A 1,133-nucleotide genomic window follows, 5' to 3' on the forward strand; every position below is an offset into this window, starting at 1 on the left:
AGAATCATAAATCTATTAAACGACAAAAAAGAAACAATTTCTGAAACGGATTTAACAGAATTAAAAACCACATTAGAAAGTTTTGTTTTTGATGTTTTAGGATTAACAAATAAAAAAGCTGAAGGAAATAACAATAAATTAGGAAGTGTTATCGAAATGCTAATTGAAATGAGAATGGAAGCAAGAGCCAATAAAAATTGGGCTTTATCTGATGAAATTAGAGATAAATTAGCTGTTTTAGACATTCAGTTAAAAGACGGTAAAGAAGGAACGAGTTTTACGTTGTAATTTCTGATTTACGAATTGGGATTTACGATTACGAAATAAAATTATGAAGAAACTAATCATTTTTCCATTTATAGTAATTATTCGGTTTTATCAGATTGTAATTTCGCCTTTAACGCCGGCAACTTGTAGATTTGCCCCTACTTGTTCGAGTTACAGTAAAGAAGCATTAGAAAAACATGGCATTTTAAAAGGAAGTTGGCTCGCTATAAAAAGAATTACAAGTTGTCACCCATGGGGAAAAAGCGGTTACGATCCAGTTCCTTAAAAAGTGACTTCGAGTGCCTCAGTCACCGTTGCTTAAAAATCTCGAAAGTAACCGTTGCTTGAGGCTCTCGAAATCAGCGGTTTAAGAAGCTCTCAAAAGTAACCGTTGCTTGAGGCTCTCGAAAGCAACATAAATAAATATAAAAAATTAAACTTATAAAAAAGAAGATTCGAAAATCCTTTTAAACTTTTAAACCTATAAACATTTAAACTAAAAAATTATGATTTGGAATCCAACAGAAGGCATCGATTTAGGTTTTTTCATGATTCGTTTTTACAGCTTAACGTGGGTAACTGCTTTTGCTTTGGGCTGGTACATTACTAAATTTATCTTCCAAAGAGAAAAAGAGTCTATAGAAAAATTAGATAATTTATTTGTGTACACTATAGTAGCTACAATGCTTGGTGCACGTTTAGGACACGTGATTTTTTATCAACCTGAATTATTCTCACAAGACCCTTTAAGTGTTTTATTACCTATAAGCACAAAACCAGAATTACATTTTACAGGTTTTAGTGGATTAGCCAGTCATGGTGCAGCAATAGCTATTATTGTTACGATGTATTACATAAAAACAAAA

2 protein-coding genes and 1 pseudogene are annotated in these 1,133 nt (G+C 31.7%); all 3 read left to right on the forward strand.

Annotation, left to right across the window (positions count from 1 at the left end; all coding sequences use genetic code 11):
• A pseudogene (locus ABWO04_RS12070) lies at window positions 1-288 on the forward strand (cysteine--tRNA ligase); the annotation flags it as partial.
• Between the two features lie 43 nt (window positions 289-331).
• Window positions 332-553 carry a membrane protein insertion efficiency factor YidD gene (gene yidD, locus ABWO04_RS12075; protein ID WP_353079925.1) on the forward strand — a complete coding sequence of 74 codons (222 nt, stop codon included), beginning with the start codon at window positions 332-334 and terminating at the stop codon, window positions 551-553.
• Window positions 554-773: 220 nt separating this feature from the next.
• On the forward strand, window positions 774-1,133 hold a 360-nt coding region (locus ABWO04_RS12080), incomplete at its 3' end, for a prolipoprotein diacylglyceryl transferase family protein (protein ID WP_353079926.1).

Origin of the sequence: Flavobacterium sp. (genome assembly GCF_040382755.1) — a bacterium.
Lineage (GTDB): Bacteria > Bacteroidota > Bacteroidia > Flavobacteriales > Flavobacteriaceae > Flavobacterium.